The organism is Mucilaginibacter sp., assembly GCF_965201005.1.
GTDB lineage: Bacteria > Bacteroidota > Bacteroidia > Sphingobacteriales > Sphingobacteriaceae > Mucilaginibacter_A.
Map to the genome: position 1 here is coordinate 1,147,190 of NZ_OZ241747.1, position 11,808 is coordinate 1,158,997.

The 11,808-nt window shown below is 41.1% G+C and carries 12 protein-coding genes; 5 read left to right on the forward strand and 7 right to left on the reverse strand.

The genetic code is table 11. The features are described from left to right. Positions 1–31: 31 nt before the first annotated feature. The 4 genes from asnB to ACOFKR_RS05315 form a co-directional block, all read right to left on the reverse strand. Positions 32–1,813, reverse strand: coding sequence for an asparagine synthase (glutamine-hydrolyzing) (gene asnB, locus ACOFKR_RS05300; RefSeq protein ID WP_419802980.1), 1,782 nt, complete (start codon positions 1,811–1,813; stop codon positions 32–34). Between the two features lie 80 nt (positions 1,814–1,893). After that, positions 1,894–2,400: a UpxY family transcription antiterminator gene (locus ACOFKR_RS05305; protein WP_419802981.1), complete on the reverse strand. Its 507-nt coding sequence runs from the start codon at positions 2,398–2,400 to the stop codon at positions 1,894–1,896. Between the two features lie 19 nt (positions 2,401–2,419). Further along, a complete protein-coding gene (locus ACOFKR_RS05310; RefSeq protein WP_419802982.1) occupies positions 2,420–4,834 on the reverse strand; it encodes a GumC family protein in 2,415 nt (804 codons plus the stop codon). Continuing rightward, a complete protein-coding gene (locus ACOFKR_RS05315) occupies positions 4,835–5,611 on the reverse strand; it encodes a polysaccharide biosynthesis/export family protein (protein WP_419802983.1) in 777 nt (258 codons plus the stop codon). An 81-nt stretch (positions 5,612–5,692) separates the two neighbouring features. Here ACOFKR_RS05315 and ACOFKR_RS05320 point away from each other — a divergent pair, with 81 nt between their 5' ends. Genes ACOFKR_RS05320 through gap form a run of 3 tightly spaced genes read left to right on the forward strand, consistent with a single transcriptional unit; the run spans position 5,693 to position 8,621 of the window. After that, on the forward strand, positions 5,693–6,430 hold the full coding sequence (locus ACOFKR_RS05320) for a glycosyltransferase family 2 protein (RefSeq protein ID WP_419802984.1): 738 nt from the start codon (positions 5,693–5,695) through the stop codon (positions 6,428–6,430). A gap of 41 nt (positions 6,431–6,471) precedes the next feature. Further along, positions 6,472–7,545, forward strand: a complete 1,074-nt coding sequence (locus tag ACOFKR_RS05325) for an MraY family glycosyltransferase (protein WP_419802985.1) — start codon at positions 6,472–6,474, stop codon at positions 7,543–7,545. A 53-nt stretch (positions 7,546–7,598) separates the two neighbouring features. After that, positions 7,599–8,621, forward strand: coding sequence for a type I glyceraldehyde-3-phosphate dehydrogenase (gene gap, locus ACOFKR_RS05330; RefSeq protein ID WP_419802986.1), 1,023 nt, complete (start codon positions 7,599–7,601; stop codon positions 8,619–8,621). 73 nt (positions 8,622–8,694) lie between these two features. On the opposite strand, the gene ACOFKR_RS05335 is transcribed toward gap, so the two are convergent. Continuing rightward, positions 8,695–9,084, reverse strand: a complete 390-nt coding sequence (locus ACOFKR_RS05335; RefSeq protein WP_419802987.1) for a hypothetical protein — start codon at positions 9,082–9,084, stop codon at positions 8,695–8,697. Between the two features lie 240 nt (positions 9,085–9,324). On the opposite strand from ACOFKR_RS05335, the gene ACOFKR_RS05340 reads away from it, so the two are divergent. Both ACOFKR_RS05340 and ACOFKR_RS05345 read left to right on the forward strand, forming a co-directional pair. Next, positions 9,325–9,759 carry a GNAT family N-acetyltransferase gene (locus tag ACOFKR_RS05340; RefSeq protein WP_419802988.1) on the forward strand — a complete coding sequence of 145 codons (435 nt, stop codon included), beginning with the start codon at positions 9,325–9,327 and terminating at the stop codon, positions 9,757–9,759. A 102-nt stretch (positions 9,760–9,861) separates the two neighbouring features. Beyond that, on the forward strand, positions 9,862–11,052 hold the full coding sequence (locus tag ACOFKR_RS05345; RefSeq protein WP_419802989.1) for a phosphoglycerate kinase: 1,191 nt from the start codon (positions 9,862–9,864) through the stop codon (positions 11,050–11,052). A gap of 64 nt (positions 11,053–11,116) precedes the next feature. On the opposite strand, the gene ACOFKR_RS05350 is transcribed toward ACOFKR_RS05345, so the two are convergent. Both ACOFKR_RS05350 and ACOFKR_RS05355 read right to left on the reverse strand, forming a co-directional pair. Beyond that, positions 11,117–11,497 carry an HI0074 family nucleotidyltransferase substrate-binding subunit gene (locus ACOFKR_RS05350; protein ID WP_419802990.1) on the reverse strand — a complete coding sequence of 127 codons (381 nt, stop codon included), beginning with the start codon at positions 11,495–11,497 and terminating at the stop codon, positions 11,117–11,119. Next, on the reverse strand, positions 11,494–11,787 hold the full coding sequence (locus tag ACOFKR_RS05355; protein WP_419802991.1) for a nucleotidyltransferase domain-containing protein: 294 nt from the start codon (positions 11,785–11,787) through the stop codon (positions 11,494–11,496). The genes ACOFKR_RS05350 and ACOFKR_RS05355 overlap by 4 nt, the downstream gene beginning before the upstream one ends. Positions 11,788–11,808 lie beyond the last annotated feature (21 nt).

Consider the following 11,808-nt stretch of genomic DNA (forward strand, 5'->3'; position numbering starts at 1 on the left):
ATTTTAAAAATCACAAGTTGATATGGAACAATTATTTAGATACAAAATATAAAGCCAGCAACTTAGACCAATGCAGCTTATCTTCCAAAAATTGTTGTGTAAAAGAAGCTATACTTGCATTTTTACTTGTGGCTAAGTTTGCAGTGATTGGATTCGTTTTCATCCATTTTTGCAATGGAAAAGAGAAGCCCATTTTTTTACGGTCCCAAATTTCTTTTGGAAGCAAATCCTGATAACTTTTGATCAATAATCCTTTCGGTAGCTTTTGATCAAAGCGGATACTTGAATGAATATTATTTACAGTTTGGATGAAATCTGTATCTAAAAAAGGCATCCTGATTTCGATACCATGCTGCATACCCATCATGTCCGAATCGTGCAGTAATTGGTTTTTCATGTACAAATCCTGTTCTATTTGTGCCGCAAATAAATTTGAATTGGGCTCGGAACAAACAGGATAATCAAAATTACCAATGGTTTGCCATACTTCTTTTATCGGTATATTTAAGATGGACGCAATTTGGTTTGGCGCAAAATAACCACGCAAGCTTAAATAATAACCAATTGAAGAATGCAAGGATAAATAAGTTAATTTTTGATAAGCTTCTTTAGGTAACTTCTGCAATAAATTAAATGCAATATCAGGTAGATAATGAGTTAATTTTTTCAGGTATTTTATTCTGCGGAAAGACGGATAACCACCAAACAATTCATCCCCGCCCAAACCGGACAATACTGCTTTTAGCCCCTGTTTTTTGGCGATTTGTGCCACAAACCAAGTGTTTATCCCGTCTGCAGATGGCTGATCCATTGCTTGCAAAACACTTTCTGCCTGTTCGGTAAAAACTTTTTGGCTGAGGTTTAATATCTGATGTTTACTTTTGATTTTTAATGCCATGATCAGTTGATACTTGGATTCATCATAATTCAAATCATCAAAAGTAAGTGATAAAGTATGCAAGCCTGAACCTTTTGCTTGTGCCGCTTCTAAAGCGATAATGCCCGAATCAATGCCGCCGCTTAAAAACAAACCAACCGGTGCGTCTGCGATTAAATGTCGTTGTACGGCTTTGCTGAAACTTTGCCGGATAAGTAATTTTGCTTCTTCTAAATTGGTTATATAAGTTTGTTTTTTAGGCTGAATGTAAGTTTCAATTTTAGCCGATTCTGCTTTAATATCCCATTCCAAAAAACATCCTTTGGGCAGCATGAAAACTTCATACAAAATTGTAGCCGGTTCCGGGATAAAACCGAATGCCAGAAACAATATTTTCCAATCAGGATTTTCCTGGTCAATGCCAATTTTACGGAAGGCAAGTATCTCCGAAGCAAACAAAAGTTCCCGGTTTTTAATCCGGTAATACAATGGTTTCATCCCGCTTTGATCCCGGACCAAATAGGTTTTTTGTAAATGTTTATCATATAAAGCAAAAGCAAACATGCCGTTAAACCGGGCAAAAGCGGTAGTTCCCCACAAAGTATAAGCAGCCAGAATAACTTCTGTATCTGATTGATTATTAAACGTATAACCTAATTTTTGCAATTCAGCTTTGATGGTTTGATAGTTATAAATCTCGCCGTTAAAAGTAATGGTGTAATTGCCGGTAACATCCGTCATCGGTTGTGCGCCATCTGCAGAAAGATCAATCAAAGCCAGGCGGCGATGGCCAAAACAGATGCTGTTTTTATCACCTAAAAATTGTCCTTCATCATCCGGGCCGCCATGCTGCATGGCCAGCATCATGGCGGCAACATTGCTTTGTTTTGAATCCGCGTTTGTGTGTAAAGAAACCTGTCCTGCTATCCTGCACATCTTGTTTGCGTGTTATACAGCTTCGCCCTGTCAGTTACAATTGCAGTTGTAATTGTTTAATAATTTGTATTTTATACAGATCAAATCCGATCAACCAGCGCTACTGATGCATTAATCACAATGGACTGCCCCATGTTTTCCAGTCGGATAATCAATTGTTTTTGCGATTTGTAACTCACCATTTCGCCCGTTAAACCAATCAGCGGACCGGCTTTGATCACCACTTTTTCGCCTGGTAAAATATGTTCTGCCGTTACCTCCAGTTCCATATCCGATGACAAAAGCAGCTGTATCTCGTTGATTTGCTGTTCGGGCATATCGGCAATCCGGCCGGCATGGTACAGAAAACGCACAATCCCCTTCGTCATCAAAACTTCAGTTTGCTGTTTTGGCAAAATGCGCACAAACAAATACGATTGAAAAAGCGGCTCTGTAACCCATTTTTTGCGGTCGCTCCATTGTTTTAGCGTTCGCTGGAGTGGCAGATAAACCTCTATCCCTTTTTTTTGCAATAACTCAAACGCTTGCTTTTCAGCTCGTGATCGTGTATAAACCGGGTACCATTTTGGCGATGCTTCTTTTACCATACTTTTTTTATAACAGGTTTTAGTTTAGCCAGCGGTTTTTTCGCCACCATTTTAAAGTGCCGTTTTCCGTTTGGTTTTCAGAACCTAAATAACCATTATAATCTGTGTAATAATAACTGCCGTTTTGATTTTTGTTGCCTGATGTATAAATCCGCGAATGAAAGTTTTCCTCTTCGTAAGCGTTCAGCAAAATAACTGTATTTGTTAAATTGTATTTTTCGGTTAACTGGCCCGGAAGTTCTGCGGCATGAAAAGAGGATTTCCCGGCCCGCACCACAAAAATATTAATGTCGCTCAGGCGGATCACCGGTATCGAATCCGAAACCAGGCCAACAGGCGCAGTGTCGATCATCACAATATCATACTTCTTTTGCAGCTCTAAAATCAGTTTTTCCATGTTGGGGTGATGCAGCAATTCGGATGGATTTGGCGGCACCGGCCCGGAAGCGATAAAATCAATATTGGCCTGTTCTGTGCGGGTGATAATTGCTGCCGCGCTTACCTGATTGGCCAGATAACTGCTCAACCCAACCAAATTATTATACTTGAAAACATGGTGCAACCTGGAGCGGCGCAAATCCGCAGCAACCACAACCACTTTTTTATCGATCAAACCCAGCGTGCTGGCCAGGTTTACCGCGATAAAAGATTTTCCTTCGCCGGCCACTTCCGAAGTGATACAAATAACCTTGCTTTGCTTATCGTTCGCCATAAAACTCAGGTTGGTTCTTACCGCCCGCACAGATTCTGCAAAAACAGAGCGTGATTTTGCCTGCGATAAAATTTCTGTATTGTACTCGTCCAGCTTGTACGGAAACTTGCGGATAATACCGATCACCGGTACATCGGTCAAACTTTCAACGGTTTCTTTATCATAAATGTACGGGTTGAGTACACGCAGCAACAAGATCAGCCCGAAACCAATGAGCAAACCCAGAAAAATCGATTTTTGGTAAACGCTGCTTTCATTAGGCGAAACCGGGCCAAAATTGGGCTGTGCCTGCTCAATAATTGTGGCACCGGCGAGAATGGAAGAACGGCTGATTTGCGCCTCCAGCTTTTTTTCAGACAAAAACGAATAAACTTTTTCGTTGATTTCAAAATCACGTTTCAGGCTAACCATGTCGCGTTCGGCAGTTGGCAAAGCGGCTACCTGGCGGTTTGTAGTTTGCAATTGCGCGTTTAAATAGCTTAGAGTGCTTTGGATATGTTTGGCAGAAGCATCAATATTGGCCAGTGCAGAATTACGGATTTGCACCAGTTGTTTATCAAGTTCTGCTACGGGCTGCGAGTTTAGATTAAAGGTTTTCAGTAAACTTACCTTTTCGGTTAGTAAGGTATTATAACGCTGCAGCAAACTGCTCAGCAAAGGGTCAACCGTGCCTTGCATGTTGAAATTAAGGTTAACGGCATTTTTTTCGTTGCTGATTTGCTGTTTAAGCTGATCAATGGCAATAAGCTGAATGTTGAGCAGGGACTTCTGCGATTCAAACTCCTGCACTTTACCAAGCACCATGTTTGCAGAGGAACTTACATCAAATACTTTCGAGTTTTTTTTGTAGGATTCTAAGGAACTTTCAGATGATTTTACCTGTTTGGAAAGGAAATCCAACTGATTGTCAATAAAAGAAATGATCTGCGAGGCCGACTGCATTTTGCGGTTTTTGTCAAATTCCAGATATTCCTGCATCAGAGCATTCAAAATATCGGCTGCAAACTGCGGGTTCGAGTCTGTTTGTTCCAGGCTGATCACGTTGGAGTTTTTGATGGCTTCGCTCGTGGTCAATCCGCCGGAAATGCGCGGATAAAAATCTTCCGGTGCGTTAAATTTAAACAGGTAAACGGAGTTGGTTGCATACCGCGCATCCGAAGAATGAACCATAAAACCTGTTTTGCCAATATTGATTACTGTGTTATATGGATAAACGCGCTTAACTTCCTGATTGTTGATTTTATACTTCAGGCTAAACTTATCTTTGTTGATGGCTTGAAACGAGATCAGATCTTTATAAAGCGAAGTGCTGTCTTCTTCCAAAAGCTCAATGTTCAAAGGTTTGTCCGGATAGGTTTCGTAACGGCGGATGCGGCCTTCAATAAAAAAACTAATCTTATAATCCAGATCTTTAACGGCACTGATGATCAGGCTCCGGCTCCGGATCACATAACTTTCGCTTTGTACTTTTGCCGTAGCCCGTTCTGCATTATTGATTACGCTGACCAGTTCCGATATTTCTGATTTTTTTTCATCAAACTTCATGATAGAATTAGTGGCATAAACTTTTGGTGTGTACCACAAATACAGCTTGGCCATAAAAAAACAGATCAGCACGGCCAATGCAACCAAATACCATCTGCTCAAAATCATCCTGAGCAGCCTAGCGTAGTTTAGCCGGTCTGTTGGTTTTTGCAGATGGATGGAATCGTTATCAGGCATCTATTTTTTGGTGAGCGTAAAAATGATCAAAGCTGTGTTTAGCAAAACCAGTACAGCTTGCAAAATACCCGATGCGTTTTGTGTTGCCTCGTTTCTAAGTGCGCGGTTGTTTTGGCCGATGTAAACGATATCATTGTTTTGCAGGTTCAGTTCGGGGTTTGCCAAAGTTCTGATGTCGTTCAAATCAGCTGTAATTAGCTGCGGATGAGCTTTATCACCCCGGATAATTTGGATGTTTTTTTCATTTGCTTTGTCTGTCAGGCCGCCTGCTTCCCCTATAATGTCCACCAAACTGGTTTTATCTTTTAACAACAAGTAATTGCCCTGTGTACGTATTTCGCCCAGTACGGTTACCTTTAGGTTAATAATTTTTAAATCGATTATCGGATCTTTTAATAATTTCTCTTTGTACAGACTTTCCACTTTTCGGGCCGCCTGGTATCTGGTTAAGCCTGAAACCATTATGCGCCCGATAACCGGCAGCGCAACTGTTCCGTCTTCTTCAACCTGGTAAGCAGTAGCTTGTGGGGCAGAAGTGGCCAGGGACTGCTCATTGGCGATGTAACTGATGTTTTGCAGGTTGCGGATCTGGAGCAGATCATCCGGCCCAATTTTGTAACCCGCATTTCCAACAGAAGGGGCAGAACTATAAACCGGTGCAGGTGCAGCAAGATCTGTTTTAAATAAAGCATGTTGCTGCTTATAAGAACAGGAACACAAAAAAAACAGTGCTAAAAACAGCATTACAGAAATATTATTACTAAATATCATTTTCATAAACAGCGGATTAAACTATTAGTTAAATTTGGCATTTAAAAATTTTGTGGAAAAAATATTTTTTTCGCGTATAAACAGCTTATGAAAGTTTCTGTAATCACGGTTTGTTACAATGCAGTTTCTACTATCGAAGCCACTATTCTTTCGCTGCTAAACCAGGATTACGAAAACTTGGAGTATTTAGTTATCGATGGCGGCTCCACAGACGGCACAATTGACGTTGTGAAACGCTTTTTGCCCCGGATTGCGCATTTCATTTCTGAACCGGACCAAGGTATCTACGATGCCATAAATAAAGGGATTGCACTGGCCAGCGGAGAGGTAATCGGTTTGCTACATGCCAATGATTGTCTGGCTTCTGCAAACGTGATCAGCACGGTAGTGCAAACTTTACACCGCACTAAAGCTGACGCTGTTTACGGAAATCTTAATTTTTACAGTGAAAAAGGCTGTTTGATCCGAAAATGGAAATCGGCCAGCTGCCGCCGCCTGTTGTTGGAAATGGGCTGGATGCCGCCGCACCCAACTGTTTACATCAAAAAAAATATTTTTTTAAATTATGGTAATTTCCGCCTGGATTTCGCCACAGCGGCAGATTATGAACTGATACTTAGGTTCTTTTATCGCCATAAAATAAAAACAACCTATGTTGATAAAATTTTTGTAAAAATGTTAACTGGCGGAATAAGTAACAAAAATATTTTCAACCACGTATCAGGTAACATCAATGATTTAAAAGCCATGAAGCTTCATCGTTTACATGCTCCTTTTATCGCTGTTTTTTTAAAACCCATGCAAAAATTATTACAATATTTTTAATTTAAAGTTAAATTTATATCTTTAGATAATTTTAAAAAGATATGATGGTTCAGGAAATTTACTTTTTACTTATTACCTGCGTTTCGGTTTTGTTAGTGCTCTTGATTATGCCGTCAATTATCCACATCGCCCATAAATACAATCTTTTTGATGACCATTCCCTGTCGCGCAAAGAACATGGTTACGGTATCCCGCGGCTTGGTGGTGTGGCTTTTTTTACCGCAATCATGCTCACATCCTTTTTTGTTGTAAAAAACGGCACTGATTTGCCCATGTACCAGCTTTATGCGGCGAGCCTGGTTTTATTTGGTATCGGCATCAAGGATGACCTGGCCGGTGCGCATTTTCATACCAAATTAATTGTGCAGGCCGTTGTGGCGTTTATTGTTACTGTTCCGGCAGAAATCAGGCTAAATAATTTGCACGGCCTGTTTCAGGTTTACCAATTGGAAACATTTCCGTCTGTGCTGATTTCCATGCTGCTGATCATGTTCATCATCAATGCCTTTAACCTGATTGATGGCATCGATGGCTTGGCCGGTACACTTGCTTTAATCGCCTGCAGTACATTTGGGTTTTATTTTGAAACGATGAACCAGCCCACACTTGCCGCGCTGGCCTTTGCAGTTGCAGGTTCGGTCGGGGCATTTTTAGGGTATAATTTTTCGCCCGCCAAAATTTTTATGGGCGATGCCGGTTCCATGTTTTTAGGGTTAATCTGTGCTGTATTTGCGCTTAAATTTATATCGATAAACGAAACATCTGCCTTTAACTTAAACCAAAACGCGCCTGTTATAGCAGTTTCAACATTAATCATACCGGCGTTTGATATGCTGAATGTGATTGCAACACGCATCTACCACAAAAAATCCCCGTTTAAGCCTGATCGTAACCACATCCACCACCGGATGCTGCGTTTAGGGTTAACACATTTGCAAACCACCCTGATCTTAGGGGCCATAACAGTTGGGTTTATCACGCTTTCAGCTTTGCTGACCAACGTCAATACTTCTTTTATGCTGCTTTTTTTTACTTCAATTTTATTGCTGCTGAATAAACTGGTGAATGGTTTGGTGCGTGTAAAACTTCGGGAGGCCTGTCCCGCAACGGCGTAATAAACGGGCAAAAATCTTTTCATGTTTGATAACTTTGTTCAATCATGTACAAGATGAAAATTGCAATCAACGGATTTGGCCGCATCGGCCGGGTTTTTTTAAGGAATATATTACTGCGCCCTGAAATTGAAGTTGTGGCGATCAATGATTTAAGCGATACCAAAACGCTTGCCCACCTGTTCAAATACGATTCTGTGCACCGCGGTTTTAAAGGTGAAGTGGGTTTTGATGAAGAAAACCTGATCATCAACCGGCAGCGTATCCGGGTTTTTAAAGAAAAAGACCCGCAGCAATTGCCCTGGAAACAGTTGGGAATTGATCTGGTGATTGAATCAACTGGAAAATTTGTAACGCAGGAAAAAGCTTCGTTACATTTAAAAGCAGGTGCAAAGCAGGTGATTATTTCGGCCCCTTCTCCGGATAAAAATATTCCTTCCGTGGTTTTGGGCGTAAATGATGATTTGGTTGATTTATCATCGCCCATTATTTCCAACGCTTCCTGCACAACCAATAATGTGGCGGTAATGGTTAAAGTTTTGGATGATCAATGGGGAATTGAGGATGGTTACATTACCACCGTACACTCCATGACGAGCGACCAAAACCTGCACGACGCGCCGCATAAAGATTTGCGCCGCGCACGTGCTGCGTCCGGTTCCATCATCCCAACCACCACCGGCGCGGCCAAAGCCATTACCAATATTTTCCCGCACCTGGAAGGCAAACTGGGCGGTGCCGGCATTCGCATCCCGGTTTTGAACGGCTCGTTAACAGATTTTACCTGCACGCTAAAACAGGAAGCAACGGTAGAAAGCATCAACGCGGCCTTTAAGCAAGCTTCGGAAAGCTTTTTAAAAAACGTGCTGGAATACACTGAAGACCCGATTGTTTCGGTAGATATCCTGGACAATCCGCACAGTTGTGTTTTTGATGCGCAACTTACTTCGGTGGTGGGCAGTTTGGTAAAAGTGGTTGGCTGGTATGATAACGAAATGGGCTATTCAAGTCGGCTGGCAGATTTGGTGCAGAAAATTTATGTGCTAAAAACAGCATCGGCACAAACCATTTCTACCTAAAAACAGAAAAAGCGGCCTAAGCCGCTCTCCCAAAAAAACACTGCAAAAAAAGGTTTAGGTTTAGAACTGGTTTTTAACGTACAATCATCAATGTTGATTTATTTCTTCGCGGTGCATCCGGAAACGGTTCCATGTCTGGGTGGTAGGGCGTATTTTCGTCGTCCGCTTTCTTTACGTTCATCCTGTAATAAGACAAACCTTTTTCCGTAACCGATGCGCCAATGTTCAGGTATTTAATATCGGCTGCTTTTTTTGCCTTGATAAATAAATCCACATCGCCTTGCAAATCAATCAAACCCTTGTAGTACAACTCGTTAAGCAATACGGTTTTAAATTTTTTGAAGAACAAAGTAATGCTGAAAATTAAATATGGATTGGTGATATCGGTGTTGCGGTAAGGAACCGGATTGTTCAGGATTGATTTTAAGATTTTATCGCGAAGTGGGGTTGTATTGAAAAACATAGCTTTAAAATTTAATATTGTTGTTGATGATCACACAGATTCAATTAAAATGCCATTTGCCAAAAAGCAAACCCAAACTGTCGGAAATGCTTCTTTTAGCAGGTAAAATTGGGGCTGAAGGAAGGCCGGGTTTAAAAAATAACATTTCTTTTCAGGCAAAACCCGAGACCAAAAAATAGGTGATAAAAACAGTATCAAAAGCAAAATCAGCTTCAAAAACTACAAAACCGATTAAAAAACATGATTAAGTTTATTACAGCAGAAGAAACTTTGCCCATAAGAAATGAAGTGCTGCGCGAAGGAAAATTAAGTTTAAACGAATGCCGTTTCCCGTCCGATAACAACGAAGGCGCGTTCCATTTGGGGAATTTTGAGGAAAATATGCTCGTTACCATCGCCTCGTTTCATCCGCAGACTGTGGAAGGCCATATCGGCAGCGGCTACCAATTGCGCGGCATGGCAACTTTGCCGGGTTTTCAGGGAAAAGGGAAAGGCAACCAGCTTCTTAACTTTGCGGTTGTTTATCTGCGCGGGCAAAAAATTAATTATTTGTGGTGCAATGCACGCAAAAAAGCTTTAAACTTTTACACAGGTTTGGGTTTTGAAATTATTTCTGATGAATTTGACGTGCCCGGCATCGGCCCGCATTATATGATGTATGTTAAAATTTACTGATGCTGTTTTTATCAGCATAAAAACAGCATCTGCAAAAAAAACGCGTTTAAAAATCTTAGGGTTAACAGCAATTTTGTAATTTCCCGCCTTTAATTCAATCTTATGAAAACAATTGATCAGGCCAGCTTTGCCGGCAAAAATGTTTTGATCCGGGTAGATTTTAACGTTCCGCTGGATGAAAACTATAAAATTACAGACGATAACCGCATTGCGGCAGCATTGCCAACCATCAAAAAGATTTTGGCCGATGGCGGTGCAGTGATCTTGATGTCGCATTTGGGAAGGCCAAAAGATGGCCCGACCGAAAAATATTCGCTGAAACATTTGATTCCGCATCTGTCGGATTTGCTGGGTCAGGAAGTGCAGTTTGCCAACGATTGCATCGGCCAGGAAGCCATCGACAAAGCCAAAGAACTGGAACCAGGCGAAGTTTTGCTGCTGGAAAACCTGCGTTTTTATAAACAAGAAGAAAAAGGCGATGTGGAATTTGCCAAAAAACTGGCCGCTTTGGGCAATGTTTACGTAAACGATGCTTTCGGCACGGCGCACCGCGCGCACGCATCTACTTCGGTTATTGCGCAGTTTTTTCCGGATGCCAAATATTTTGGTTACGTAATGGCTTCGGAACTGGAAAATGCCGAAAAAGTACTGAACAATGCTGCCAAACCTTTCACGGCAATTATGGGCGGATCCAAGGTTTCCGACAAGATCCAGCTGATCGAAAAATTGCTGGATAAAGTTGATAACCTGATTATTGGCGGCGGAATGGCTTACACGTTTGCCAAAGCGGATGGCGGCAACATCGGCACGTCTTTAGTAGAAATGGACAAGTTGGAACTCGCCAAAAATCTTCAGCAAAAAGCAAAAGACAAAGGCGTCAAGCTGTTTTTACCGGTAGATAATGTGGTGGCCGATAAATTTGCCAACGATGCGCAAACCAAAATTGCCAAAACCGGCGAAATTGATGATAACTGGATGGGATTGGACATCGGGCCAGAAACCATAAAACTTTTCAGCGAAGTAATTGAAAATTCTAAAACCATTTTGTGGAACGGGCCGATGGGCGTTTTTGAAATGGAAAGCTTTTTAGTTGGCACCAAAGCCATCGCCGAAGCGGTTGTAAAAGCCACAGATAATGGTGCGTTTTCGCTGATTGGTGGCGGCGATTCTGCTGCAGCGGTATCCAAATTTGGTTTAACAGAGCGCGTAAGTTACGTTTCTACCGGCGGCGGCGCGCTGCTGGAATATATGGAAGGCAAGGAGTTGCCCGGCGTAAAAGCGATTAATGATTGATGCTGTTTTTATGGGTGTAAAATTTGAATTTCTTAAAGCCTTTGCCATTTTGGTAAAGGCTTTTTTACGCTTTCATTTTTATCGATAAATCGTGCATTGCAGTATAAAATATCGGCAGTTGCGAAAATAAACTTTCAGCCAGAACCTGATTGTAAGTGTGCACTGATGCGTTTCTTTTCAGCAGAATATCAGACCAAATGGTTTCATCATCAATAATATTTTCGGCATAAGCAGCAGCAAAAACAGATCGCGGACTGTTTAAATTAATAATGCCTCTTTTTTCTAAAAAACGTTTTAAAGTTTTCCAGGATAAATCAAAGCAATATTCAAAACGTTGTATGGCACCGTCCCGCTCCAGTTCTGATGGGTTTTTTAATAATGCAACTTTAAAAGTTGCTAATGCATGCTCAAAAGTAGCCAGTTTTTCTTCAAAATAATCGTTCATAGCCATTCAATATTTCTCATTGCAACAGTTTTAAATTGCTGATCTACTTCCTGGAAGTTGACCAAGTCAATATTATACAGCATCGGTAACTCTTCAATTTCAATACTGATTTTTGATAATTGTTGGTTTGAAATAGGTTCATCTGCCAGCAAACCCAAGTCGATATCTGCTCTGCGCAATTCGGATAAATTGGCTTGCGATCCAAAAATAAAAGCACGGTAGTTAGTGTTAGATAAATTTTTTTCTAAAATTTCTTTTAACCAAAAAAGTATTTGCTGCCGTCTCTTCATCTAAAAGCAAATATATCTAAA

Excerpts from the sequence above, each read along its gene's own strand:
- ACOFKR_RS05350 (WP_419802990.1), bottom strand. The coding sequence starts at position 11,497 with ATGAACGATTATTTTGAAGAAAAACTGGCTACTTTTGAGCATGCATTA.
- ACOFKR_RS05305 (WP_419802981.1), bottom strand. The coding sequence starts at position 2,400 with ATGGTAAAAGAAGCATCGCCAAAATGGTACCCGGTTTATACACGATCA.
- ACOFKR_RS05355 (WP_419802991.1), bottom strand. The coding sequence starts at position 11,787 with ATGAAGAGACGGCAGCAAATACTTTTTTGGTTAAAAGAAATTTTAGAA.
- ACOFKR_RS05345 (WP_419802989.1), top strand. The coding sequence starts at position 9,862 with ATGAAAACAATTGATCAGGCCAGCTTTGCCGGCAAAAATGTTTTGATC.
- ACOFKR_RS05315 (WP_419802983.1), bottom strand. The coding sequence starts at position 5,611 with ATGAAAATGATATTTAGTAATAATATTTCTGTAATGCTGTTTTTAGCA.
- ACOFKR_RS05320 (WP_419802984.1), top strand. The coding sequence starts at position 5,693 with ATGAAAGTTTCTGTAATCACGGTTTGTTACAATGCAGTTTCTACTATC.
- asnB (WP_419802980.1), bottom strand. The coding sequence starts at position 1,813 with ATGTGCAGGATAGCAGGACAGGTTTCTTTACACACAAACGCGGATTCA.
- gap (WP_419802986.1), top strand. The coding sequence starts at position 7,599 with ATGAAAATTGCAATCAACGGATTTGGCCGCATCGGCCGGGTTTTTTTA.
- ACOFKR_RS05325 (WP_419802985.1), top strand. The coding sequence starts at position 6,472 with ATGATGGTTCAGGAAATTTACTTTTTACTTATTACCTGCGTTTCGGTT.
- ACOFKR_RS05335 (WP_419802987.1), bottom strand. The coding sequence starts at position 9,084 with ATGTTTTTCAATACAACCCCACTTCGCGATAAAATCTTAAAATCAATC.
- ACOFKR_RS05310 (WP_419802982.1), bottom strand. The coding sequence starts at position 4,834 with ATGCCTGATAACGATTCCATCCATCTGCAAAAACCAACAGACCGGCTA.
- ACOFKR_RS05340 (WP_419802988.1), top strand. The coding sequence starts at position 9,325 with ATGATTAAGTTTATTACAGCAGAAGAAACTTTGCCCATAAGAAATGAA.